The organism is Pseudomonas sp. MF5691, assembly GCF_016405645.1.
GTDB classification, from domain to species: Bacteria; Pseudomonadota; Gammaproteobacteria; order Pseudomonadales; family Pseudomonadaceae; genus Aquipseudomonas; species Aquipseudomonas shahriarae.
Window position 1 is genome coordinate 369,755 of record NZ_JAEKDC010000001.1, and the last position, 22,440, is coordinate 392,194.

The 22,440-nt window shown below is 56.3% G+C and carries 23 protein-coding genes, 1 other RNA gene and 3 pseudogenes; 13 read left to right on the forward strand and 14 right to left on the reverse strand.

Annotated features, from left to right (window positions below; all coding sequences use genetic code 11):
- Window positions 1-72 precede the first annotated feature (72 nt).
- A complete protein-coding gene (locus JFT44_RS01780) occupies window positions 73-2,262 on the forward strand; it encodes an OsmC domain/YcaO domain-containing protein (protein ID WP_120734133.1) in 2,190 nt (729 codons plus the stop codon).
- 32 nt (window positions 2,263-2,294) lie between these two features.
- Window positions 2,295-2,547: pseudogene (locus JFT44_RS01785) on the forward strand (MBL fold metallo-hydrolase); the annotation flags it as partial.
- Between the two features lie 59 nt (window positions 2,548-2,606).
- Here the strand turns inward: JFT44_RS01785 and JFT44_RS28555 are convergent.
- The 10 genes and pseudogenes from JFT44_RS28555 to JFT44_RS01835 form a co-directional block, all read right to left on the reverse strand.
- Window positions 2,607-2,687: pseudogene (locus tag JFT44_RS28555) on the reverse strand (hypothetical protein); the annotation flags it as partial.
- A 254-nt stretch (window positions 2,688-2,941) separates the two neighbouring features.
- Complete coding sequence (locus JFT44_RS01795) at window positions 2,942-3,499, reverse strand: DUF3365 domain-containing protein (protein WP_057958481.1); 558 nt, start codon at window positions 3,497-3,499, stop codon at window positions 2,942-2,944.
- 205 nt (window positions 3,500-3,704) lie between these two features.
- Window positions 3,705-3,912: pseudogene (locus JFT44_RS01800) on the reverse strand (MBL fold metallo-hydrolase); the annotation flags it as partial.
- Between the two features lie 203 nt (window positions 3,913-4,115).
- Entirely contained in the window at window positions 4,116-4,304 is a 189-nt protein-coding gene (locus tag JFT44_RS01805; protein ID WP_081044184.1) for a DUF2892 domain-containing protein, read from the reverse strand.
- A gap of 13 nt (window positions 4,305-4,317) precedes the next feature.
- Window positions 4,318-4,737: a DUF6691 family protein gene (locus JFT44_RS01810; RefSeq protein WP_057958483.1), complete on the reverse strand. Its 420-nt coding sequence runs from the start codon at window positions 4,735-4,737 to the stop codon at window positions 4,318-4,320.
- A complete protein-coding gene (locus JFT44_RS01815) occupies window positions 4,734-5,174 on the reverse strand; it encodes a YeeE/YedE family protein (RefSeq protein WP_057958484.1) in 441 nt (146 codons plus the stop codon). The genes JFT44_RS01810 and JFT44_RS01815 overlap by 4 nt, the downstream gene beginning before the upstream one ends.
- Window positions 5,175-5,317: 143 nt before the next feature.
- Window positions 5,318-5,809 carry an OsmC family protein gene (locus JFT44_RS01820; RefSeq protein ID WP_057958485.1) on the reverse strand — a complete coding sequence of 164 codons (492 nt, stop codon included), beginning with the start codon at window positions 5,807-5,809 and terminating at the stop codon, window positions 5,318-5,320.
- Window positions 5,810-5,998: 189 nt separating this feature from the next.
- A complete protein-coding gene (locus tag JFT44_RS01825; RefSeq protein ID WP_198830300.1) occupies window positions 5,999-6,802 on the reverse strand; it encodes a sulfite exporter TauE/SafE family protein in 804 nt (267 codons plus the stop codon).
- 28 nt (window positions 6,803-6,830) lie between these two features.
- The gene (locus tag JFT44_RS01830; RefSeq protein WP_057958487.1) at window positions 6,831-8,501 is read right to left on the reverse strand and encodes a bifunctional protein tyrosine phosphatase family protein/NAD(P)/FAD-dependent oxidoreductase; all 1,671 of its coding nucleotides are present in this window, start codon (window positions 8,499-8,501) and stop codon (window positions 6,831-6,833) included.
- A gap of 52 nt (window positions 8,502-8,553) precedes the next feature.
- Window positions 8,554-9,432, reverse strand: coding sequence for an MBL fold metallo-hydrolase (locus tag JFT44_RS01835; RefSeq protein ID WP_198830301.1), 879 nt, complete (start codon window positions 9,430-9,432; stop codon window positions 8,554-8,556).
- A gap of 236 nt (window positions 9,433-9,668) precedes the next feature.
- Between JFT44_RS01835 and JFT44_RS01840 the strand changes: the two genes are divergently transcribed.
- The 9 genes from JFT44_RS01840 to JFT44_RS01875 all read left to right on the forward strand — a co-directional run bounded on the left by JFT44_RS01840 (window position 9,669) and on the right by JFT44_RS01875 (window position 17,248).
- Complete coding sequence (locus JFT44_RS01840) at window positions 9,669-10,994, forward strand: sigma-54-dependent Fis family transcriptional regulator (protein ID WP_057958489.1); 1,326 nt, start codon at window positions 9,669-9,671, stop codon at window positions 10,992-10,994.
- 171 nt (window positions 10,995-11,165) lie between these two features.
- Window positions 11,166-11,342: a cytochrome oxidase putative small subunit CydP gene (gene cydP, locus JFT44_RS29030; protein ID WP_198044921.1), complete on the forward strand. Its 177-nt coding sequence runs from the start codon at window positions 11,166-11,168 to the stop codon at window positions 11,340-11,342.
- Window positions 11,339-12,910, forward strand: coding sequence for a cytochrome ubiquinol oxidase subunit I (locus JFT44_RS01845; protein WP_186625280.1), 1,572 nt, complete (start codon window positions 11,339-11,341; stop codon window positions 12,908-12,910). The genes cydP and JFT44_RS01845 overlap by 4 nt, the downstream gene beginning before the upstream one ends.
- Window positions 12,903-14,039: a cytochrome d ubiquinol oxidase subunit II gene (gene cydB / locus JFT44_RS01850; protein WP_057958492.1), complete on the forward strand. Its 1,137-nt coding sequence runs from the start codon at window positions 12,903-12,905 to the stop codon at window positions 14,037-14,039. Before JFT44_RS01845 ends, cydB begins: the two co-directional genes overlap by 8 nt.
- Before the next feature lie 22 nt (window positions 14,040-14,061).
- Entirely contained in the window at window positions 14,062-14,184 is a 123-nt protein-coding gene (gene cydX / locus JFT44_RS01855; protein ID WP_081044185.1) for a cytochrome bd-I oxidase subunit CydX, read from the forward strand.
- On the forward strand, window positions 14,181-14,468 hold the full coding sequence (locus JFT44_RS01860) for a cyd operon YbgE family protein (protein WP_057958493.1): 288 nt from the start codon (window positions 14,181-14,183) through the stop codon (window positions 14,466-14,468). Before cydX ends, JFT44_RS01860 begins: the two co-directional genes overlap by 4 nt.
- Window positions 14,469-14,479: 11 nt before the next feature.
- Window positions 14,480-14,920, forward strand: coding sequence for a group II truncated hemoglobin (locus JFT44_RS01865; protein ID WP_057958494.1), 441 nt, complete (start codon window positions 14,480-14,482; stop codon window positions 14,918-14,920).
- Between the two features lie 198 nt (window positions 14,921-15,118).
- On the forward strand, window positions 15,119-15,499 hold the full coding sequence (locus tag JFT44_RS01870; protein ID WP_057958592.1) for a rhodanese-like domain-containing protein: 381 nt from the start codon (window positions 15,119-15,121) through the stop codon (window positions 15,497-15,499).
- 987 nt (window positions 15,500-16,486) lie between these two features.
- Window positions 16,487-17,248: an OmpA family protein gene (locus tag JFT44_RS01875; RefSeq protein ID WP_198830302.1), complete on the forward strand. Its 762-nt coding sequence runs from the start codon at window positions 16,487-16,489 to the stop codon at window positions 17,246-17,248.
- 68 nt (window positions 17,249-17,316) lie between these two features.
- Here JFT44_RS01875 and JFT44_RS01880 read toward each other — a convergent pair whose 3' ends face one another.
- The 4 genes from JFT44_RS01880 to JFT44_RS01895 all read right to left on the reverse strand — a co-directional run bounded on the left by JFT44_RS01880 (window position 17,317) and on the right by JFT44_RS01895 (window position 20,775).
- Window positions 17,317-17,898 carry a BON domain-containing protein gene (locus JFT44_RS01880; RefSeq protein ID WP_057958495.1) on the reverse strand — a complete coding sequence of 194 codons (582 nt, stop codon included), beginning with the start codon at window positions 17,896-17,898 and terminating at the stop codon, window positions 17,317-17,319.
- Window positions 17,895-18,488, reverse strand: coding sequence for a phosphoheptose isomerase (locus JFT44_RS01885; protein WP_057438165.1), 594 nt, complete (start codon window positions 18,486-18,488; stop codon window positions 17,895-17,897). The genes JFT44_RS01880 and JFT44_RS01885 overlap by 4 nt, the downstream gene beginning before the upstream one ends.
- A 104-nt stretch (window positions 18,489-18,592) precedes the next feature.
- A complete protein-coding gene (locus tag JFT44_RS01890) occupies window positions 18,593-18,964 on the reverse strand; it encodes a YraN family protein (protein ID WP_081044186.1) in 372 nt (123 codons plus the stop codon).
- Complete coding sequence (locus JFT44_RS01895) at window positions 18,964-20,775, reverse strand: penicillin-binding protein activator (RefSeq protein WP_057958497.1); 1,812 nt, start codon at window positions 20,773-20,775, stop codon at window positions 18,964-18,966. Before JFT44_RS01895 ends, JFT44_RS01890 begins: the two co-directional genes overlap by 1 nt.
- A 219-nt stretch (window positions 20,776-20,994) precedes the next feature.
- On the opposite strand from JFT44_RS01895, the gene rsmI reads away from it, so the two are divergent.
- Together rsmI and rnpB are read left to right on the forward strand one after the other, a co-directional pair.
- A complete protein-coding gene (rsmI, locus tag JFT44_RS01900) occupies window positions 20,995-21,867 on the forward strand; it encodes a 16S rRNA (cytidine(1402)-2'-O)-methyltransferase (RefSeq protein ID WP_057958498.1) in 873 nt (290 codons plus the stop codon).
- Window positions 21,868-21,962: 95 nt separating this feature from the next.
- Window positions 21,963-22,316, forward strand: an RNA gene (rnpB, locus tag JFT44_RS01905) — RNase P RNA component class A.
- The last annotated feature ends 124 nt before the right edge of the window (window positions 22,317-22,440 follow it).

Here is a 22,440-nt window from a genome sequence, read left to right on the forward strand (position 1 = left end):
GGGGGAGACTTGCGCCGTAAAAGCCGGATAATGGCGGCCAATTCGTTTGCTCCGCTATTCTGGTAATCCCGCATGGAAATCAAGGTCAATTTTCTCGACAACCTCCGGCTTGAAGCCAAGTTCGATGACTTCACCGTGGTGGCCGACCAGCCGATTCGCTACAAGGGCGATGGCTCGGCCCCCGGTCCGTTCGACTACTTCCTGGCTTCGTCGGCGTTGTGTGCGGCTTACTTTGTGAAGTTGTACTGCAGCACGCGCAATATCCCCACGGACAATATCCGCCTGTCGCAGAACAATATTGTCGACCCGGAAAACCGCTACAACCAGATCTTCAAGATTCAGGTCGAGTTGCCGGCGGATATTTCCGACAAGGATCGCCAGGGCATCCTGCGCTCCATTGACCGCTGCACGGTCAAGAAAGTGGTACAGGCCGGGCCCGAGTTTGTTATCGAAGAGGTGGAAAACCTCGACGCCGACGCCCAGGCGTTGCTGATGCCGGCGGCTGCGTCAGACGCGGGCACCTTCATCGCGGGCAAGGACCTGCCGCTGGAGCAGACCATCGCCAACATGTCGGCCATTCTCGCGGGCCTGGGCATGAAGATTGAAATCGCCTCGTGGCGCAATATCGTGCCCAATGTCTGGTCGTTGCATATCCGCGATGCCCATTCGCCGATGTGCTTTACCAACGGCAAGGGCGCGACCAAGGAAGGCGCACTGGCGTCGGCCCTGGGAGAGTTTATCGAGCGCCTGAACTGCAATTTCTTCTACAACGACCAGTTCTGGGGCGAAGACATCGCCAACGCGGCGTTTGTGCATTACCCGGAGGAGCGCTGGTTCAAGCCCGGCCGTAAAGACGCGCTGCCGACGGAAATCCTCGACGAGTACTGCCTGAAAATCTACAACCGCGATGGCGAGTTGCGCGGCTCACACCTGATCGATACCAACTCCGGCAATGAAGAACGTGGCATCGTCTCACTGCCGTTTGTGCGTCAGTCTGACGGCGAGGTGGTGTATTTCCCCTCCAACCTCATCGAAAACCTCTACCTGAGCAACGGCATGAGTGCCGGTAACACCTTGGCTGAGGCCCAGGTGCAGTGCCTGTCGGAGATTTTCGAGCGTGCGGTGAAGCGCGAAATCATTGAAGGTGAATTCGCCTTGCCGGATGTCCCGGCTGAAGTGCTGGCCAAATACCCAAGCATCCTCGCCGGTATCCAGGCCCTGGAAGAGCAGGGTTTCCCGGTGCTGGTCAAGGATGCGTCCCTGGGCGGCGAGTTCCCGGTGATGTGCGTGACCCTGATGAACCCGCGCACCGGCGGCGTATTTGCCTCGTTTGGCGCCCACCCAAGCCTGGAAGTGGCGCTGGAGCGAAGCCTTACCGAGTTGCTTCAGGGCCGCAGCTTCGAAGGCCTGAACGACTTGCCGCAGCCGACCTTTGAAGGGCATGCGGTGACCGAGCCGAACAACTTTGTCGAGCACTTCATCGACTCCAGCGGCGTGGTGTCGTGGCGCTTCTTCAGTGCCAAGTCCGATTACGCGTTCGTGGAGTGGGATTTTTCCGGCCAGGGCGAAGACTCCAACGCCGAAGAGGCCGCGACTTTGTTCGGTATTCTCGAAGGCATGGGCAAGCAGGTCTACATGGCGGTGTACGAGCATATCGGCGCCAAGGCCTGCCGCATCCTAGTGCCGGACTATTCGGAAATCTATCCGGTTGACGACCTGATCTGGGATAACACCAACAAGGCGTTGTTCTTCCGCGCCGATATCCTCAACTTGCACAGCCTGGATGAAGACGGCCTGCAAGCGCTGGTCGAGCGCCTGGTGGAAAGTGAACTGGATGATTACACCGATATCACCACCCTGATCGGCATCGAATTTGACGACAACACGGCTTGGGGCCAGTTGACGATCCTTGAGTTGAAGCTGCTGATCTATCTCGCCTTGCAGCAGTATGAAGAGGCGAAGGAAGCGGTGGAGATGTTCCTGCAATACAACGACAACACCGTCGAACGCGGCCTGTTCTACCAGGCAGTGAATGCGGTGCTGGAGATGCAGTTGGACGAGGATTTGGAGCTGGAAGACTACGAGGCCAACTTCCGCCGGATGTTTGGCAACGAGCGCATGGACGCCGCCATTGGTTCGGTGGAGGGCAGCGTGCGGTTCCATGGTTTGACCCCGACCAGCATGAAGCTCGAAGGCCTGGATCGACACCTGCGGCTGATCGACAGCTACAAAAAACTGCACGCCGCACGGGCCAACAGCTAGAAGGGAGTCCTTATGCACGCCACAACCCCCGACTGATCCGCGAAACCTTCCCCGTCGGCCCTTTGCAGTGCAACTGCACAATCATCGGCGGGTCACCAAGAAGGCCATCGTGGTCGATCCGTATGGCAACCATGAGCTGATCCTGGCGCGGCGCGGCTCGACGCGCTGGGCCTGGGCCTTAAGGTGGTGAGCATCATCCACACCGATGCGCACCTGGGCCACTTCCTGGCTTCCGGCCAGTTGAAAGACAAGACCTGCGCCACGCTGCACCTGCACAAGGAAGATTGTCTTTCTGGGCTGCCCAATACGCTTGGTTTTAGCAACTGAAAAAGTAATCCGAATCGCTCAATCACGAAGCCAAATGTCATAAGCGAAAGACTGGTTCGGTTCCAAGCCGGCAAGGCTCCCTCAGCGGCAAAAAACACTCATGGATCGTTCAGGTCAGATATTAAGTTATCCTTGTTTGAACGATTGTAGATTCGATTCCGGTCAGCTAGCAGCGATTGTTAAATTTATAAGTAAGACACGTAGACGTGTAGATGTTTTTTTCTTACTTAGGCTCCATATGTAGTGGTCTAATAAAAATTGAAATGCTCTAGTGTTCGGCTCAAGGATCGAATGTTGTAGGCTTAACAGAAATACCGCTCACCCAGAATGGGTATTTTTTTGCGTTCCTAAGTTAATCATTTGTTGTCTCTATGATTCGGCGTAGAGTAAATGCACCGCGCAACTCTCCTAGAGCAAAGCCGCGGGCTTTATCCTGTGGGTATCGTTGATCTATTACCGCAGCCAGTTCCGGCTTTAGCTCCTTACCATGGCATCCTAAACACGCCTCACCTGTGGGAATAGCCTTCATCATTCGGAATTCACCCTTTACGATTTCCGAATACGCTAAACCAGATAATGCTTCACCTGCCGCAGCGCGCTTAACAAACTGCTCAAGGATCTGCCTTTCCCAAACATCTGGCGCGTTATCCGGATTTCGAACCTTTAATGCTGTCCGACCCACAACCCACGGTGTTTGACTATGCTGATCAGCAATTTGTGGTGCGAGCAACTGGCAAGCCTCAACGGCGTTAACCGCTCCGCCTGTTTGCATCGCTGATTTCACGGTGTCCATAAGATGCTGCTGGAAGGGGGGAATAAGAGTAGCCCCTTCAGCAGTCATCTTTTCGAGGTCGTCAGCATAGGCTGCAACGCTCAATGCTCCGCTCAGAAAAATCGTTACCATCCGCATATCAATTTCCTCATACTTTTCTCGATCGAACTGTTGGGGTTAACAAACATGGCCTTGACGGGGTGGTGAGTCACGATCTAAAACGTGCATCTGCCCTTGTCAGGTAGCGACGGTATTGACGCATGCCAATTATTTAAGTGAGTCAATTAACGACAGCAACTCAGAGCACGTTAAGAGTCATTTTCAGGTAGCAAGTGCCACTTCCTTAAAATGGAGGTAACTGACCGGCCCGCATGTTCACTTGCACGGATGGGTGGATAAGTGTCGGCGTACCGAAGGTGGCATTCCGCGCTTGGCGCATAGCAACGAAATCTGCTTCGCTGGTGCCCATGATGCACATGGACGTTATGAGTTCGTTGCTCTGCAATGGTTGTTTCATTGCGGTATTCATCTCGACCCGGGACCTTATAGTCGGGTCACTGACAACATAGCTATAGGTATGCTTAGCGGAGTCAAAAAAAGCTTCTACATGTGGTTTCATGATGGAATTCTCTTTTCGATATACGAAGTGGAGTGCTGATCTACCAACGGGCTCTGGTAAGGAACCGTGATCAGTGCTGCGATCTAAACCACCAGGGGCACCTTCAGGCGCCCGCTAGTGTGCAACGGTTGCCGCTCAGCAACGGTTACAGGTTTTGATGCCTAGCAACGTATAGACAGGGCAGAAACGGAAAATGCCAGTGGCCAGCGGCACCAAACCTATCCAACCCCACACGCCGATCACACCGGATAGACTGAGGCCAATGAGAAGCAGACCAGCGACAACGCGCAGGCTACGGTCAATGGTTCCAATGTTCGCTTTCATGGCGATCTCCCGATCAATGGCTGCGCCGGGTCTCCAGCGCAGTAAACAACAACATGCCGGCCAGCATGGCCAACATGAACACAATCACTTGCCAGCTTCCTGTCAGCAGAATTGCCACGGCGGGGCCAGGACAGATGCCTGCTATTCCCCAGCCGATGCCGAACAACAGGCTCCCGCCAATCAAGCGCGGGTCCAACTCACGTTTGATCGGTAGCTGCATTGGCCTTCCCAGCAGAGAACTTGATTGCTGTCGCGCCCAGGTTAGCGGGCCAACGGCTATGCCGATCGCCCCGACCATGACCAACGCCAAGGAAGGATCCCAGGCACCGGTTAAATCGAGGAAAGCGAGTACTTTGCTCGGATTGGCCATGCCTGCCAGAAGCAGACCCAAGCCGAACAGCAGACCCGCAATGAATGCACTCAGTTTGGTCATGTCCAACCCCCCAGCAGATGACGCAAGACAAACACTGTGGCGAAACCACTGAACATGAAGCACGCAGTGGCAACCATCGATCGCGGCGAAAGGCGCGATATGCCGCACACCCCATGGCCACTGGTGCAACCTGAACCATATCGTGTGCCGATGCCCACCAATACACCGGCGACGATCAATTCGAACCAGCCACTTTGGAACTCAATCTGCGGCAGCGTGGCGAACAAGCCCCATAGAAGAGGCGCGATGAGCAGGCCCAGGAGAAAAAGTGCTTTCTCACTCACCCCCTCGCTCCCACGCTGTAAAAAACTGCCGATCAGACCGCTGATGCCTGCGATACGCCCGTTGGCGACGACGAATAGACTGGCCGCCAAGCCAATCAATGCACCGCCTGCAAGGGATGACCAGGGAGTGAAGTTGAGCCAGTCGACATTCATGAAGCTTCTCCGGCACAAAATTGTTGATACAGGGTTTGGATGGCTGCCGATGCTGCTGGACTGCTGATGCGATAGAACGTCACCAACTCCAATACCAATCGGGCACTCTAAGCCACAATGTTTTACCTATCCGCTGCAAGTTTTCACGCCCCTGTCGAAGCGGGTTCAGTGGAAGCATGCAGATCACCTTTTAGTACCAGCCCTTCGGAGTCTATGACTCGTAATTGGACTGGGATGCCTTGGGCCACGCTTTGTGTAACGGTGCAAAAACTTTCGAATTGGCCAAGGATGCGCGGTAAGTGCTCCAGCTTGGCAGCTGATTTTCCTAACTGCAGTTCAATGTCTATATGGAGTACCCGTAGGCGATTTTCAGCATTGCGTCCGACCTCAGCAGTGGCCTTGCATGAAAGCGGCTCGGCATCCTGCTTGTACTTACGCAGGGCGAACAGCAGACTGTTAGTCAGACAGTTAGCAACCGCACCGAGCAGCAGTTCCACCGGGCTGGGACCAACAGCTTCACCCAGTGGGGGTGGCTCATCCACGGTCAGAGTCGGCGCACCTTCTTCGAAGTGCAGCGTGCAGCGATAGTCATGTTGTTGCTCCAAACGCAAATTCACACGAGTGCTGTCGTTCATGAGTCCAATCCTTCGTTCATTTGACGGTAGGTTCAATCCAGCTCTGCAGCAGCGGACCAGGAAGTGGATCAGTGGGGTGGCCGAGATAAATACCAGCAGAAGAACCATCGCGGCCGGATCTGGCAGTCATGGATTGGCTGAAGGCTTCCAGGGCAGCCGTCAACAGGCGGATAAGTCCTCCGCCCTGATCTACTGAATAGCTTTTACCAGCAAGGCCACTGCAACCACTGCAGATACAATGGCAAACCCTTTTTGTAAGTTTGGCCCCGACAGCTTGGCAGCGACCAAGCGCCCGCAGATCATGCCGGCTAATGCGCCAATGGAAAACGGAATGGCAACTGCCCACTGTAAGTGCCCAACTGCCGAGCTTGCAGCAACGCCGGAAATTGAAACCAGTGCAATAACGGCTAGAGACGTTGCGAGCACGGACTGCGCTGTCAAATTGGTGTATCGCTGGAGCGCCGGCACCATCACGAAGCCACCGCCCACGCCGAGCAAGCCGGAAAGCCCGCCCGCGACAATCCCAGAAACGGTGAGCGCCCATGCACAGGGTGCAGTCCAGTTCAGCTTTCCGCGATTTGCGTCCAACAGACAAGGCGGTTGTTTGTTCATGGCCGGTGTCTTTGATTCCGCGGAAGAAGGCAATGAGCGTTGAAACACCCGGAACGCTACGTACATCAAGACAAAGGCAAAGATGATCGTCAACGGACGGTTCGGCATGCGCTGCGCCAGCCAAAGGCCAAGCGGAGAACAGACGATCCCCGCACCTGCGATCAAAAGCGCTGCTTTATAGCGGACGGTGCCGTTTTTGAGTCCCATCACGGCACCCAGAGTCGCGGCTAAACCGACAGCCAGTAAACCGATTGGCCCAGCTTCGGCCATGCTCAACCCCACTCCAAACACCAGCAAGGGAACAGCCAGTATTCCTCCGCCAGCGCCGGTCAGCGCCAGAATGACCCCAACAGTAAGCCCGAGCAGTAGGATCACGATCATCTCAGTCTCCTTGCTTTCAGGTCTGGTTTCATAGGTCGGCCAACTCAGGTTTCGCCATCCACTCATGGCCCTTGAGCATTCCCTTCCAATACAGCGGTGGAAGAATCCGTTCCTTGAGCAGCCATGCCAGCCTCGATGGCCGGGTGCCGTCGATTAGCCAGGATGGGAAGCTGGGGGCGACCTTGCCACCATAGGTGAACTCAGCCAGTACGATCTTGCCGCGTTCAACCGTCAGCGGGCAGGAGCCGTAACCGTCGTAATGGGCGCTGCCTTTCGCTTTACCCATTGCAGCCAGCACATTATGGGCAACGACTGGCGCTTGCTTGCGTGCTGCTGCGGCGGTTTTGGCGTTGCTGGAGTTGGCCGCGTCTCCCAGCGCGTGAATATTGACCCAGGTTTTATGGCGCAAAGTGGCAGGGTCGACATCAATCCAGCCAGCCGTGTCAACGAGAGGGCTGACCCGGATGAAGTCCGGCGCAATCTGCGGTGGCACCACATGAAGTAGATCGAAGTCGCGCGCAACAAGATGGGAGCTGCCATCCGAATCGACGCAGTTGAACGTTGCAGTCCGTGCGGGCCCATTCACGCTGGTGAGTGTGTTGCCGAAATTCAGGTCGACACCATAAGCCTTGATGTATGACATCAGTGCGGGCACATAGTCGGGAACTCCGAACAGCACCGCGCCAGCGCTGCAAAACTCGATCTCGATGTTGTCCAATACACCGGTACGTTTCCAATGATCGGCGGAGAGGTACATTGCCTTTTGCGGTGCCCCGGCACATTTGATCGGCATGGGTGGTTGAGTGAAAATGGCTCGCCCACCACGCAGTTGCTGCACCAGTTCCCACGTGTAAGGGGCAAGGTGATACAGGTAGTTTGAAGTCACACCGTTGCGGCCTAGCGTGTCCGACAACCCCTCGATGGCATGCCAGTTAAGCTTCAGGCCAGGGCATACAATCAGCTGCTCGTATTTGACGACTCGGCATCCATCAAGAATGACGGCATTTCTCTCTGGTTCGAATGCGGCGACCGCCGACTTGATCCAGTGCACGCCTCGCGGGATGGTTGTGCCCATCGTGTGGGCAGTTTGGGGTGCATTGAAGACACCACAGCCGACAAGCGTCCAGCCTGGTTGGTAGTAGTGCACATCTGCCGGGTCGATGATGGCAATGTCTAGTCCAGGCTCTCGTGCCAGCAAGCTGGATGCAGTCGCGATACCCGCCGCACCGCCACCGATGATGACCACGGAATGCTCCGCCTCAGAAACTTCGACCGGTGTGCGCCCCTGATTCGCAATTCGGCGAATGACGCCTTTCATATCGAACCCGGCTTTTTTGGCAGTATCGACGATGTGTGGCAGGGATTGTTGGCCGGCTTGTGACAGTGCCCACATCGTTGTCGAGCGCATGCCGGAACGGCAATAGGCCAACACGGGCTTTGGAAGCGTTTCAAGGAGCTTGCCAAAGGCAATACCTTGCTCGTCGGTGACTTTGCCTGATTCAGCAGGAAGGTAGTGCGCCTCAATACCGATCGCCTGGGCGGCTCGTTTGATTTCGGCAAACAACGGTTGATCGCCGCCTTCGCCATCGGGACGGTTACACACAATGGCGCGAAAACCAGCTTCTTTCAGTTCCGCCAATTGGTTGGGGAAAATTTGTTCTGATACTGACAGTCCAGGCACAAGGCAACGAATGTCCATAAAGGTCTCCGTTATGGGTATTTTTCTTATAGGTTTTTCAGGGGAGGCAACGTCAGGCGACGTTGAGTGGGATTTTCAGGTAGCGCGTCCCGTTCGCTTCAGGCTCAGGCAAATGCCCGGCTCGCATGTTGACCTGAACCGATGGCAGGATCAGCGTTGGCATGTCCATCAATGCGTCACGCTTTGTGCGCATCGCCACGAACTCTTCCTCACTGATCCCATTACGCACGTGGACGTTTTGCGTGCGTTGGTCTGCAACAGTACTGACGAACTGCACCTCGCGGCCATCTGGCTGGTAGTCGTGGCACATGTACAGCAAGGTATTGGCCGGCAGACTCAGTACCTTGTTGATTGATTGGAACAGCGTACGCGCATCACCACCGGGAAAATCACAGCGTGCAGTACCGTAGTCCGGCATAAACAAGGTATCGCCGACGAATGCAGCCTTTTGGGTCCCATCGCTGATCACATAAGTCATACAGGCTGGTGTATGGCCCGGTGTATGGAGCGCGTGGCATTGCAGCGTGCCGATGGCGAACAGCTCGTCATTGACGAACAGGTGATCGAACTGGCTTCCATCGCGGGCCATATCACGACCTGTATTGAACAGAGTGCCGAATACCTCTTGCACCGTCGAAATCTGGCTGCCGATCCCTATTTTTCCACCGAGCTTTTCCTTCAGGTATGGCGCGGCCGTCAGGTGGTCTGCGTGGACGTGAGTCTCAAGAATCCAGTCGACCTTCGCATTGAGTTCGTTCACCCTCGCAATCAATTTGTCGGCAGACGTTGTGGCGGTGTGGCCGGATTTAGGGTCGTAGTCAAGTACGCTGTCTACTAAAGCGCAGTGGTTGGTCGCTTCATCCAGCACAAGGTAGCTGACGGTATTGGTGGCAGAATCGAAGAATCCTTCGACGTGAAGTTTTACGCTCATGACCTGTCTCCTTAGGGGGGCTTTTATCGAGCCGCTCACACTAAGGACTGACATAGCAATAAGCCTGCCAAGGTTGTTGTGTGCGAAAAATGGTTTTTATCTTGTTGATTTCAATAGATTTATATTTTTTTTAGGGATTTGTTTTTTTATAAGACCCTGAAATTCGCTGCCATTGGCAGTGCCTGTTGACAGAGCTGGCAGTGCCACAACAGGATGGTGGATTCTCAGGAGCCACCATGAAGACCATCCTGCCCGCCCCGGACAACTCACTCCCACACCCGGATCAAGTGCAGTCGCTTGTTTCGTTTCTTGAGCACGAACCCCAGCCGATGATCGTGCTCGATCCGGAGTACAACATCCTGGCCGCCAACACTGCCTATCAGCGGCAGTTTGGCAGCGCTGACAAACCCTTTATCGGTCATAAGTGTTATCAAGTCTCACACCATTACGATGTCCCTTGTGATCAGGCGGGTGAGAATTGTCCGATGAAAAAGGCGCAGGAAATGCGCGGGCCGGATCGTGTTTTGCACATTCACCACACGCCTCGCGGTCCCGAGCATGTCGACGTCGAATTGCGTCCGATCCTAGACGAGCACGGAATAATTACCGCGTATGTTGAGCGTCTCACACTGGTCCGAAGCGCCTCAGCGCGCCCCAGTAACGAAGGGCTGGTGGGCTGTTCACCAGCCTTTAACCTCGCCCTGTCTGAGCTGCAGCGGGTCGCACCATCAATGCTGCCGGTACTGCTGTTAGGCGAGTCCGGTACGGGCAAAGAGTTGTTCGCTCGCGCGGTGCATGAAACCAGCGAGCGGGCCACTGGACCCTTTGTAGTCGTAGATTGCTCAGGATTGACCGAAACGTTGTTTGAGAGCGAGCTGTTCGGCCATGAAAAAGGAGCATTCACCGGTGCCTCCACGCGTAAACCTGGTTTGGTCGAAACGGCCCAGGGCGGCACGTTGTTTCTTGATGAGATTGGCGATGTTCCGCTGGCAATGCAGGTGAAACTGTTGCGCCTGATCGAATCGGGCACCTATCGCCGTGTCGGCAGTGTCGAGACCCTTCACGCCAACTTCAGGTTAATTGCTGCGACCCATAAACCACTGGAAAAAATGATGGAGAGAGGTGAGTTCAGGCAGGACCTGTACTACCGCATCAGCGCCTTTCCAATTCAGTTACCCCCCTTGCGTAACCGAGTTGAAGATATTGGCTTGCTTGTGAATTCATTTCTACAACGTGCCGGTACAGGCAAGCGCCGGCTGACGATAGATGCCGATGCTCTGACACAATTGCAGCGCCTTCCCTGGCCCGGCAATATCCGTGAGTTACGCAATGTTCTAGAAAGAGCCAGTCTGTTCGCTGACGATGGAGTGATCCGCTCCATACATTTACCCCTGCCCAGCGTCGTGATACCTCCTCAGTCCTCGACGTCCACCCCTTTAGGCGGCAGCACGCTGGTACAAGCACTCGCGACTTTTAAAGGTTCCCGCAGTGAGTTGGCCAAGCAAATGGGGATTAGCGAGCGTACGTTGTATAGGCGACTGAAAGAGCAAGGGTTGGCGTAGTCGCTAGCGCTCACACCGCATGACTGCCAATGACTGCCACTCTGGCAGATTGGCAGCGTATTAACCTGCCACGGCATCCTCTGCCTTGACGGACTCACTTCTAACATACTGTTATTAAACAATAAAAATAAAAAAGATCCCCTTGGCATGCCGTGTGCTAACTGCATAGTCATGACCATTTCCGACAAACGACTACGACGCCATCTGCTCACAGCAGTACTGATCAAGCTACTGGTGCTGACAGTGCTGTGGTGGCTGTTCATCCGGGATTCGCACGTCAGCGTCGACTCGAACACTATTGGCGACAGGTTCGGTGTACCCACCTCGACTCAAGGGGCAAGCAAGTGATTTCAGAACAACTGGTGGATTTGTCTCGGCTGCAGTTTGCAGCCACTGCGCTTTACCACTTTCTTTTTGTACCGCTCACGGTTGGCATGGTGTGGCTGCTGGTCATCATGGAAAGCGTTTATGTGATGACCGGTAATGTCATCTGGAAAGACATGACGCGCTTCTGGGGCAAGCTGTTCGGCATCAACTTCGCCCTCGGGGTGACTACGGGTATCACCCTGGAATTTCAGTTCGGCACCAACTGGGCGTATTACTCGCACTACGTCGGCGACATCTTCGGTGCCCCGCTGGCCATCGAGGGTTTGATGGCGTTCTTCCTTGAATCGACCATGATCGGCCTGTTCTTTTTTGGCTGGGATCGCCTGAAAAAAGAGCACCACTTACTGGTCACGTTGCTGATGGCCATTGGTACAAACCTCTCTGCGCTATGGATTTTGATCGCCAATGGATGGATGCAGAATCCGGTGGGCTCGGAGTTCAGCTACATCACCATGCGCATGGAGATGGTTGATTTCTGGGCAGTGGTGTTCAACCCGGTTGCCCAGGCCAAGTTTGTACACACGGTCTCTGCCGGCTATGTCACCGGCTCGATGTTTGTGCTGTCGATTTCAAGTTGGTATTTGCTCAAGAATCGTGATGTCGAGTTTGCCAAGCGCAGCTTCCGGGTGGCGGCCGCCTTCGGTCTGGCATCCGTGTTGAGCGTGATCGTGCTGGGGGATGAGTCGGGTTACACGGTAGGTGAGGCGCAGCAAACCAAACTGGCGGCCATGGAGGCCATGTGGGACACCAAACCGGCACCTGCGAGTTTGACCCTGGTCGCCAGCATCAATGAAGCCGAGTCCAGGAACAACTGGGAGGTTGATATTCCATGGGTGATGGGCTTGATCGGCACTCGCTCGGCCAGCAAGCAAATCCCAGGCATACATGACATTAAAGAAAAAAACCGCGCTCGAATTCTCCGCGGCATTACCGCCGTCAATGCGCTGGAAGCGCTGCGAGCCGACCGCACCGATAAAGCGGCATTCGAAACCTTCGAAGCTTATAAGGCGGACCTGGGCTTTGGTCTGCTGCTCAAAAAATACGTCGAGGACGTCAACCAGGCCACGCCGGACATTATCGACAAAGCAGTGAACGATACCGTCCCGCGCGTAACCCCCATGTTCTGGGCGTTCCGGATCATGGTGGGGCTTGGTTTTGCGATGTTGATGCTCTTCGGGCTTGCCTTCTGGAGCACGTTGAAGTCGACCTGCACGCGCAGCCGCTGGTTACTGCGTTGGGCTCTTTACATGCTGCCTGCGCCATGGGTTGCCTGCGAGTTGGGCTGGTTCGTCGCCGAATATGGTCGTCAGCCATGGACCATCTATGGCGTGCTGCCTACCCACATGAGTGTGTCTACCCTCAGCGTCAACAACCTCTATGGCTCGCTGGCGGGATTCATCGTGTTCTACACCGTGCTGCTGGTGGTTGAAATGTTCCTGATGGTCAAGTTTGCCCGTCAAGGTCCCGGCAGCCTCGGTACAGGTCGTTATGCCCACGACGCCCATTTGAAGGAACTCCACCATGCTTGATTACTTCACCCTGAAAATTATCTGGTGGGCGCTGGTTGGCGTACTGCTGATCGGTTTCGCCATCATGGACGGCCACGACATGGGGGTTGGCACACTCCTGCCTTTTGTCGGCCGCAACGACCTGGAACGACGCGTGGTTATCAACACCGTAGGGCCGCACTGGGATGGCAATCAGGTGTGGTTCATCACTGCCGGCGGCGCCCTGTTCGCGGCGTGGCCAGTGGTGTATGCCACTGCATTCAGCGGGTTCTATTGGGCGATGATCATGGTCCTGTGGGCGCTATTCTTCCGCCCGGTGGGTTTTGACTATCGCAGCAAGATTCAAAACTCCACTTGGCGCAGCACTTGGGATTGGGGCCTTTTTGTCGGAGGCGCGGTGCCGCCCCTGGTGTTCGGGATCGCGTTCGGCAACCTGTTGCAAGGGGTGCCGTTTCATTTCAACGACCTTCTGGTATCGACGTACACCGGCAGTTTTTGGCAACTGCTCAATCCCTTTGCGCTGCTGACCGGGGTTGTGAGTAGCGCAATGATTACCTTGCAGGGCGGTACCTATCTGGCACATCGCACTGAAGGTGTCATCCAGGCCAGGGCGATCAAAGGTGGAGTGGCTGCGGCAATCGTATTGTCGTGCTCGTTTATAGCGGCCGGCATCTGGCTGCAATGGATCGACGGTTATCGCATTACATCGTTGGTTGATACCGCCGGATTGCCCGATATTCTTAACAAGTCCGTGGTGCGCGAAGCGGGCGCCTGGATGGCTAACTATGGTCATTATCCGTTGTTGTGGCTGTTGCCCGTACTGGGATTGGTTGGCGCAGGAGGTGCCGCCATATTGCTGATGATGCGTCGCACACTCTCGGCGTTTGTTGCCTCATCGCTTGCGGTGATCGCAGTCATCAGCACGGCGGGTGTGTCGATGTTTCCATTCATCATGCCGTCATCAACAGTACCTGCGGCAAGTCTCACCGTGTGGGACAGCGTCTCCAGTCATTTAAGCCTAGCCATCATGTTCTGGGCCACGTTGATCTTCATGCCACTGATCGTGATTTACACCTCGTGGGCGTATCGCGTTATGCGGGGCAAGGTCACCGTCGCACACATCAAAGCCAACGAACATTCAGCCTATTAGTGCCAGCAAAGGAGTAAAGACTATGTGGTATTTCGCCTGGATGCTGGGAGTCGGTTTTGCATTGCTACTGGCTATATTGAATGCGATGTGGGGCGAGAACGAGGGCGGCCGAGCCTTGAGTGACAATGAGGAGACGCGGACATGATGCCGCGTGTTGCTAACGCTCCACCATCCTCACAAATTAATTTGCTGAGTTTGCTTATCGCTGTGGCGATCATGCTCGCATGTACGCTGTATCCCCCCATGATGGCAGCCCCCGATGGGAAAGCTGACCATGTGCTGGCTACTGCGTTGTTTGCGGCCATGAGTGTGGCCTTCGTGAGAGGTGTGGGTTTTGTCCCGCGGATGCTCGTCTGGCGTTGGCTTTTCTCAGGCTGGACCTGCTTTGCGGCACTTGCGCTTGCTGGTTGGGCAAAGTTTCTACATTGAGGACCGACGATATGACTGAGCTATTGAGTGACCAATATAAAGAAGGCGCTAGTACTTATCTCCAGTTAGGGGGGGAATCAGGCGTCCGTAAACTCGTCAACCGCTTTTACGAGCTGATGGATACGCTATCTGAAGCGAGAGTGGTGCGCCTGATGCATCCATTGAGCCTCGCCGACAGTGCTGACAGTCTATTTAAGTTCCTCAGCGGCTGGTTTGGCGGCCCGCCGCTGTTCCAACTGGAGCGCGGCCACCCGCGTCTGCGCATGCGACATGCGCCCTTTGCAGTCAGTATTGTTGAGCGCGACGAATGGATGCTGTGCATGCGTCAGGCAATTGATGAACAGGTGAATGACATAGCGCTAAATAGCAAGCTACAACGTATGTTTTCCGAAATGGCCGATCATATGATTAATACTGATGGGCAAAGTGCAGGTATTGCGGCACCCGTCTGAACGTTGCGTCTACTTTCAGCATCCGCACAATCGCAATGTTTTTAATTGGTTTTACCTGCTGCTTGTGAGAGCAGTTTGATAGATGTTCTTCAGTCTGAACTTTCTGATGGTGCGTATCTATGCCCAGATGGTTTTCCAATGCTGACTCACCAAACAGAAGTAATCACCTCACTTAATTGGACTTTTAAAAATATCATGATAAAAACTGCCCATGACCTAGTAACTGAGGCAAAAGCACTGATTGAAGAGGTCTCCATCAAGGACGCAGAGCAGGCTATCCAGGATGCAGATGTGCTTATCGATGTGCGCGAAGCGGACGAGTATGCTGCTGGACACATTTCAGGCGCGATACATGCTTCGCGCGGCATGCTGGAATTTAAACTTACTAACGACAGTGCCCTCAGTTCTCGAGAGCTTAAAGTTGTAGTTTATTGCAAGACAAGTGGCCGTGCCGCACTAGCGGCCGCGTCAATGAAAAATATGGGCTATCTGTATGTCAAGTCGATCATGGGCGGATTTGATGCTTGGATCAGTGAAGAGAAACCAATTGCAGTTCCGCACCTGCCAACCTTTGATTAATATCTTATGTTCAAGTGGATTACGTGTTAGTGGTGCAATTCAAGGCAGGGGATCGTTGCGCGTTAATCCTGACAAAGAAATCGAATCGCCAGTGGTTTAGTCTAAGTGATGCCAGTATGTCATAATCAAATTTTTTTACAGTTTTTGACATGTTCCGCCCGCCGCTATACGGGTATCAATGGTCGCTGCAGCAGACTTCGAACTGACTGGGGGAAGTAGGCGCTGTATTTCATGCTCGTTCTATCATTACGCCTGTATGCACCAAGCCAAGGGGCTAATACTGTCCGGTGCCGGAAGGTCAGCAGTGCTCTAGCGACAGTGGCGAGCAAGACCCGTGTTAGTGAAACTCGCTCGCCATTGACGCCACGCTTGGAGCGACGGATTGGGTATCTGACCGCGTTGCAACAAAAGCTTGAGCTTCTGGAGCGTGACCAGCCATTCAGACACCTGAAGTCTCGGCGTCTGTCTGCGGCAGGATTGAATGTGATCTCCGCCCATCCGGCTTACGCGCGGGCCTACCGTTACGACCGGTATGCCCTGCGCTCTGGTATCAGTAGAGCGGTCGGGGAGGAGTCTTTATGGATCAGTCCCACCTAGGAAATCTATGAGCGTTGGTGCTACGTGATGCTTGTGAGCGTGCTCAGGCAACTGTTAGCTCATTTCGAGAAGTGCCGCCGCTTCAAAACCACTGATCGCGTGCTGTGGCGCGCCAGGCATGAGGGGGGGTACGCGTTGTACGCCGTTATGAGAGCCTTGCTCTTGAGATCTGAATCTCGATGTATGGTGATGTAATTGATATAAGGGTGTTTGTCAGGGCCTGACAGGGCAAGGCTCTGCTAGGGTTTAGGTGAGCGTGCCGGTGTTTATCTTTTGTCACAGGTGCGCGGCGGAGCACGGAATTTTTGCCGTTTGTCGCGTTCCAAACTCGGCACAGGTCCATTGCCAATGTCCTCTGCATCACAGAATGCAAAAGTAGGAGCTTCCCTCATGTTCACTTCGCGTCGTCTGCTTGTTGTTGCTACCGCGGTAGCCCTATTGTCGGGCTGTGCTTCCCCTAACCCTTACGATGGCAGCCAGGGACAGGCGGACAACGGTTCACAAGGCATGAGCAAAACCGCCAAGTACGGCGGCCTCGGCGCGCTGGCGGGTGCCTTGGCCGGTGCAGCCATTGACCACAACAACCGTGGCAAGGGCGCGCTGATCGGCGCCGCCGTGGCCGGTATCGGCGCTGCCGGTTACGGCTATTACGCTGACCAGCAGGAAAAGAAACTGCGGGAAAGCATGGCCAACACCGGCGTCGAGGTGCAGCGCCAGGGTGACCAGATCAAATTGATCATGCCGGGTAACATCACGTTTGCCACCAACTCCGATGCTATCGCCAGCAGCTTCTACACCCCCTTGAACAACCTGGCCGGGTCGCTCAAGCAGTTCAACCAGAACACCATCCAGATTGTCGGCTATACCGACAGCACCGGCAGCCGCCAGCTCAACATGGACCTGTCCCAACGGCGTGCGCAAAGCGTGGCCAACTACCTGACCACCCAAGGTGTGAGCCCGACCAACCTGACCACCCGTGGTGCCGGCCCGGATAACCCGATTGCCAGCAACGCTGATGTCAATGGTCGTGCGCAGAACCGTCGTGTCGAGGTCAACCTCGGCCCGATCCCGGGTCAGCAGTACGGCCAGCCTGCGCAGCAACAGCAGCAGAACAACCAGTTCCAGGGCAATCCGTACCAGCAGTACCAGTAACCGCCAGCCAATAAAAAGGGCGCCGTGCAGTCAATGCACGGCGCCCTTTTTATTGGCTGGCGATTACATCAGTCGATGTATTCGAACAGCTTCACAATTTTCTGTACCCCGGACACACCCTGGACCAGGTTGGTGGCGCGGGTGGCTTCCTGCTGGGTCAGCAGGCCCATCAGGTAGACGATGCCGTTGTCAGTCACCACCTTGATCCGCGAGCCGGGGATCGCGCTGTCGGTGAGCATCTGCGCCTTGATCTTGGTGGTCAGCACAGCATCATTGCTGATTGCCAGCAGGGTGATGGGTTGTGCGACCTGCAATTCGTTATGGACTTTCTTGACCCGTTGCACGGTCGAAGCAGCTTGCTCGGCCTGGGTCTTGAGGTCGGCGCGCGGGGTTTGCCCGGCGAGCAGCACGATGCCGTTGAAGCTGGTCACGACGATGCGCGATGCGCCGTTACCCAGGTCGGTGGCGGCCTTGGCGACGTTGACGCCGACCTTGGTCTCGATCAGCGAGTCATCGATCTTGCTGCCAAAGGTGCGCGTGCCGCGGTCGTCCTGGATAGGGGAGTCGCGGGTCGCGGTGATGGCCGAGGTGCAGCCGCTGATAGCGAGGCACAGCGTGATGGCCATAAGGCTGAGGCGGTTAACGGTCATTCTTCACTCCCGAACAGTTGGCTGTCGATCAGATCGCACAGGCAGTGGATCGTCAGCAGATGGACTTCCTGAATACGTGCAGTGACATGGGCCGGGACGCGGATCTCCACGTCTTCGGGCAGCAGCAGTGAGGCCATGCCGCCACCGTCGCGCCCGGTCAATGCTACGACAATCATTTCGCGATCATGTGCGGCCTGGATCGCTTGAATAATGTTTGCCGAGTTGCCGCTGGTGGAAATCGCCAGCAGCACATCGCCCGGTTGGCCGAGGGCACGGATTTGTTTGGAAAAGATTTCGTTGTAGCTGTAGTCGTTGGCGATCGAGGTAATCGTCGACGAATCGGTAGTCAAGGCGATAGCCGGCAGGCTCGGCCGCTCGCGCTCAAAGCGGTTGAGTAGCTCGGAGGAGAAGTGCTGGGCGTCGCCGGCCGAACCGCCGTTGCCGCACGAAAGCATTTTGCCTTCGTTGAGCAGGGCGTTGACCATGACCTGGCTGGCTTGCTCGATGTGCGGTGCAAGTACGTCCATCGCCTGTTGCTTGGTATCGATACTGGCCTGGAAAAGCTGGCGAATTCGGGATTGCATGTCCATCTGTGTGACCTTAAGTAGCGCGGCTGTATGGCACACGAATGTGCAGCCCGCAAAGCAAAGAGCAAAAGTGTGCGGTGAAGATGTCCGATCTGTGCCGGTGGCGCTCAGCCGTCGAAGGCGTTGCGCAGCCAGTTCAGACCAGCGGTTCCGTGGGGGCTGCTTTCTATGGCAACCACATCGAAACGGCAGGGGGAGTCGGCCCAGCGACGTTCACTGAGCAGGAAAAACTGCGCGGCGAGTATCAGCTTTTGACGTTTGCGCTCGTCGATACTGGCGAGCGCACCACCCCATTGTGCGTATTTTCTGTAGCGGACTTCGACAAATACTACTGTATCGCCGTCAAGCATGACCAGATCAAGCTCGCCGCGTTTACACAACCAGTTCTGCGCCAGCAGGCGCAGACCTTGTCGCTGCAAGTGTTCAAGTGCTTGTTGTTCGGCATCCTTGCCGGTTTTTGCGCTGGAGCGTGGGGGCATCAGCGCGGGGTATCGGGCAAGCGTTCGATCTGGCCACTGACAAACTTGGCCCACGGCATCTGGCGTTCGATCCGTTGGCTCGGGCTCATGCCCAGGTTGCCGGAATGGCCGTCGATGCGGGTGTCGGGCAGCGCCTTGAGTTGACCCAGGCGTGGCGCCAGGCGGTAGGCGTCCACACCCATCGCATAGAGGCGGCCCAGGCTGCCATTGGCTTGTGGCCATTGTGTAGCAACCTGATTGCGCAGCGGGTCGGTGGTGTTGAGCAGCCACGGCGTTTCGCAGAACATAATGCCGTTCATGTCGTTGTACTGGTTCTTGTCGCCACTGGCACTGAACACGTGGGAAGTGGCATATACCGGCACATCGCCCGCGTATTGGAAGTTCAGCGTCGGCTTGATCTGTTGGGCCTGTTGCGGTGTCACGGCGAGGAAGATGAACTCGATATCCTGGCGACGCGATGGCTGTGCCGCGATGTCAGTGCCGACTGTGCTTTGCAGACTCTTGGCGCGGCCTTCGCTCTGGCGCAGCTTGAACAGGTCGGCGATCTGCTGGGCGAGGGCCACAGGCTGGTCGACATGTTCGACACCGATCAGGGTGCCGCCGTTGGCTTCCCAGTCCTGGCGGAAGGCCTTGAGCACACGGTCGCCCCACTCGCCTTTTGGCACCATGGCCGCTGCGCGGTGCAGGCCATCGGCGCGGGCACGGCGCGACACTTCACGGGCTTCGTCCTCGGCAGCCAGGCCGAACTGGAACAGTTGCGCAGGGGCTTGGTCGCCCTCGCTGTAGTTCAGGGCCAGGGTGGTGATGGGCAGTTGCGGGCGGGCGCTGAGTTGCTTGACCAGCGGCTTCTCCAGCGGGCCGATCACCAGTTGCACGCCATCAGCCTGGGCCTTTTTGTAGAACTCATCGATGGAGCTGACGCGCGAGCTGTCATAGAACTCGATGACAGGTGGCTTCTGCCCGGCCTGTTGCGCTTGGTAGTGCGCGGCCATGAAACCTTCGCGCAGGGCCCTGGCCACGCTGGCCAGCGGGCCTTGCTGCGGTAAGAGCAGGGCGATTTTATTCAGCGGCTGGCTGGCCAGTTCCTTGAGCTTGGTCAGCGGCGTCGGCAGTTGCACCGCCGCCGGGTGCGCAGGGTTCTGCACGCGCCAGGTGTCGATGGCGGCTTGCTGCTGCTCCAGGGTGCCGGCGTTCTTCACGGCCTGGGCCAGGCTGATCCAGCCGTCGAGGACCGGATTGCCGCTGGCCTGCAACTGCTCGCCAGGTACGGCGGCAATCAGGCTCCAGATGGCTTCGTGGTTGCTGGCGGCAGCATCGCCCGTCAGCAACGGGGCCATGGCCACGCGTTCGCGGGCGGCGGCCAGGGTCTGGCCGTCGGCTTCATAGGCGCGGGCATGCACGCTGCCAGTGCGGATCTGTTGTTCCGGCGGCAACTCCTTGAGGTTTTGCAGGCTCGGATGGCTCAGCGCGGTCAACGCAGCCTTGGGCTGGTTGCGGCCCATGGCCAGTTCTGCAGTCAAGGTGCTGGCGAAGACCTGGGCGGCCGGCTTGAGGCTGTCCAGCGGCACTTGCGCGAGGATCTGCGCGGAGCGCCCAGGATTGTTCTGGTGGAAGGCCATGTCCGCTGCGCTCAGGCGCAGCAGTGCAGCTTTTTCTGGAGTCTTGGCCGAAGTCGCCTGTTCGAGCAGTTGCTCGATGGTGGCATCCGGGGTCCGTGGGAGTTCGCCAAGGCTTGACGAGGGCGAGCTTGCGCAAGCCGCCAACAGGGCAGCCAGGCAAAGGGCGGAGAACAGCCGCAGGCAAGCGATCATGTAAGTGTTCCTGATACCGATCAAATTAGCGTGGAATTGTACCCAAGCACTGGCCCGGGCGCGATGTTACTGGCGTGAAACCGTCTATTTAGATCGTTTAAATGTTGCAGGGCGTCAGTAACCGCAGCAAACAGACCCGATGGACACGACCCCGTTGGCGCATTTTCTTGACGTCTACGCGCTACAATATGGCTTTTGCCAATCTTTGAGGTGTGCGCTTTGACTGCTCCAGGTCCTTTGAATTCCACTGCTGGCTCGCTTTTTGTGGTGGCGACGCCCATTGGCAACCTGGACGACATCAGCGCACGGGCGCTGAAAGTGTTGCGCGAAGCCAAGTTGATTGCGGCGGAAGACACCCGGCACTCGCTGCGCCTGATGCAGCACTTTGGCATCACCACGCCCCTGGCGGCCTGCCATGAGCATAATGAGCGTGACGAGGGCAGTCGCTTTATTACCCGCCTGCTCGCGGGCGATGACGTGGCGTTGATTTCCGATGCCGGTACGCCATTGATCTCCGACCCTGGTTACCACCTGGTCCGTCAGGCCCGGGCGGCGGGCATCAATATAGTCCCGGTTCCCGGGGCGTGTGCGTTGATTGCCGCCTTGTCAGCCGCGGGCTTGCCGTCCGACCGCTTTATCTTCGAAGGTTTCCTGCCGGCCAAGGCCGTGGGGCGCCGGGCGCGTCTGGAACTGTTAAAGGAAGAGCCGCGCACCCTGATCTTCTACGAGGCGCCGCACCGTATCCTCGAGTGCCTGCAAGATATGGAGCTGGTCTTCGGTGGCGAACGCCTGGCCTTGCTGGCACGGGAGCTGACCAAGACTTTTGAAACCCTCAAGGGCCTGCCGCTGGAAGAGCTGCGCGCGTTTGTCGAGGGTGACAGCAATCAGCAGCGTGGCGAATGCGTCGTGCTGGTCGCGGGCTGGGCCGCGCCAGAGACTGAAGATGCCGTGGGCAGTGAAGCCATGCGCGTGCTGGACCTGCTGCTCAAGGAAATGCCACTCAAGCGCGCCGCAGCCCTGGCCGCAGAAATCACCGGTGTGCGCAAGAACGTGCTGTATCAGGCCGCGCTTGATAAGCAAAAGAGCGAATAGTTCCAGGGTTTAACCTGCACGGCGTCGGAACATGATGGCAATGCTGTCTTTTAATACTTGTTCTAAGGCCGCCGTGCCGTTAACCTTCGCGGCGGAGAGTCGATTGGACAGTCGCTGCCCTCTATGAAAATTAGGGGGGGGAGGAAAGTCCGGGCTCCATAGGGCGAAGTGCCAGGTAATGCCTGGGGGGCGTGAGCCTACGGAAAGTGCCACAGAAAATAACCGCCTAAGCACTTCGGTGCCGGTAAGGGTGAAAAGGTGCGGTAAGAGCGCACCGCGCGACTGGCAACAGTTCGTGGCTAGGTAAACCCCACTTGGAGCAAGACCAAATAGGGTTCCAAGGCGTGGCCCGCGCTGGAACCGGGTAGGTTGCTAAAGATGTCCAGTGATGGCCATCGTAGACGAATGACTGTTCAAGACAGAACCCGGCTTATAGATCGACTCTCCACCTTTTTCCCTCTGCACGAGTCTCGGGCAGAAACCAGGTAGTAGCGCAAGAATCCCTCCCTGCCAAATCATTGGCAGATGCGTCTTCGTAATACCGAAAAAATCTTACTCTTAATAAATTACTTT

What these genes read in the sequence shown, in the direction of transcription:
- JFT44_RS01780 (WP_120734133.1), top strand. Translation starts at nt 73, where the DNA reads ATGGAAATCAAGGTCAATTTTCTCGACAACCTCCGGCTTGAAGCCAAG.
- JFT44_RS01795 (WP_057958481.1), bottom strand. Translation starts at nt 3,499, where the DNA reads ATGCGGATGGTAACGATTTTTCTGAGCGGAGCATTGAGCGTTGCAGCC.
- JFT44_RS01805 (WP_081044184.1), bottom strand. Translation starts at nt 4,304, where the DNA reads ATGAAAGCGAACATTGGAACCATTGACCGTAGCCTGCGCGTTGTCGCT.
- JFT44_RS01810 (WP_057958483.1), bottom strand. Translation starts at nt 4,737, where the DNA reads ATGACCAAACTGAGTGCATTCATTGCGGGTCTGCTGTTCGGCTTGGGT.
- JFT44_RS01815 (WP_057958484.1), bottom strand. Translation starts at nt 5,174, where the DNA reads ATGAATGTCGACTGGCTCAACTTCACTCCCTGGTCATCCCTTGCAGGC.
- JFT44_RS01820 (WP_057958485.1), bottom strand. Translation starts at nt 5,809, where the DNA reads ATGAACGACAGCACTCGTGTGAATTTGCGTTTGGAGCAACAACATGAC.
- JFT44_RS01825 (WP_198830300.1), bottom strand. Translation starts at nt 6,802, where the DNA reads ATGATCGTGATCCTACTGCTCGGGCTTACTGTTGGGGTCATTCTGGCG.
- JFT44_RS01830 (WP_057958487.1), bottom strand. Translation starts at nt 8,501, where the DNA reads ATGGACATTCGTTGCCTTGTGCCTGGACTGTCAGTATCAGAACAAATT.
- JFT44_RS01835 (WP_198830301.1), bottom strand. Translation starts at nt 9,432, where the DNA reads ATGAGCGTAAAACTTCACGTCGAAGGATTCTTCGATTCTGCCACCAAT.
- JFT44_RS01840 (WP_057958489.1), top strand. Translation starts at nt 9,669, where the DNA reads ATGAAGACCATCCTGCCCGCCCCGGACAACTCACTCCCACACCCGGAT.
- cydP (WP_198044921.1), top strand. Translation starts at nt 11,166, where the DNA reads ATGACCATTTCCGACAAACGACTACGACGCCATCTGCTCACAGCAGTA.
- cydB (WP_057958492.1), top strand. Translation starts at nt 12,903, where the DNA reads ATGCTTGATTACTTCACCCTGAAAATTATCTGGTGGGCGCTGGTTGGC.
- cydX (WP_081044185.1), top strand. Translation starts at nt 14,062, where the DNA reads ATGTGGTATTTCGCCTGGATGCTGGGAGTCGGTTTTGCATTGCTACTG.
- JFT44_RS01860 (WP_057958493.1), top strand. Translation starts at nt 14,181, where the DNA reads ATGATGCCGCGTGTTGCTAACGCTCCACCATCCTCACAAATTAATTTG.
- JFT44_RS01865 (WP_057958494.1), top strand. Translation starts at nt 14,480, where the DNA reads ATGACTGAGCTATTGAGTGACCAATATAAAGAAGGCGCTAGTACTTAT.
- JFT44_RS01875 (WP_198830302.1), top strand. Translation starts at nt 16,487, where the DNA reads ATGTTCACTTCGCGTCGTCTGCTTGTTGTTGCTACCGCGGTAGCCCTA.
- JFT44_RS01880 (WP_057958495.1), bottom strand. Translation starts at nt 17,898, where the DNA reads ATGACCGTTAACCGCCTCAGCCTTATGGCCATCACGCTGTGCCTCGCT.
- JFT44_RS01885 (WP_057438165.1), bottom strand. Translation starts at nt 18,488, where the DNA reads ATGGACATGCAATCCCGAATTCGCCAGCTTTTCCAGGCCAGTATCGAT.
- JFT44_RS01890 (WP_081044186.1), bottom strand. Translation starts at nt 18,964, where the DNA reads ATGCCCCCACGCTCCAGCGCAAAAACCGGCAAGGATGCCGAACAACAA.
- JFT44_RS01895 (WP_057958497.1), bottom strand. Translation starts at nt 20,775, where the DNA reads ATGATCGCTTGCCTGCGGCTGTTCTCCGCCCTTTGCCTGGCTGCCCTG.